General features: G+C 73.7%; 1 protein-coding gene. It reads left to right on the forward strand.

Annotated elements, in window-relative coordinates:
- On the forward strand, window positions 1-243 hold a 243-nt coding region (locus SB751_RS34455; RefSeq protein WP_410749551.1), incomplete at both ends, for an aminotransferase class I/II-fold pyridoxal phosphate-dependent enzyme.

A 243-nucleotide genomic window follows, 5' to 3' on the forward strand; every position in this document is an offset into this window, starting at 1 on the left:
CCTGGTGGACCTGGCGCGCCGCCACGGCCTGATGCTGATCGAGGACGGCGCCTACGCCTTCCTCGCCGCGCAAGCGCCACCGCCGCTGGCGGCCCTCGCGCCCGAGGCGACGCTCTACGTATCCAGCCTGTCCAAGAGCGTCGCCACCGGCCTGCGCGTCGGCTCGGTCAGCGCGCCGCCAGCCTGGATTCCCAAGCTGGAACGCGCCATCCGCGCCACCACCTGGAACACGCCCGCCACCCT

The sequence above is a fragment of the Cupriavidus sp. SIMBA_020 genome, from assembly GCF_046535395.1.
In the GTDB taxonomy this organism is placed as follows: domain Bacteria; phylum Pseudomonadota; class Gammaproteobacteria; order Burkholderiales; family Burkholderiaceae; genus Cupriavidus; species Cupriavidus campinensis.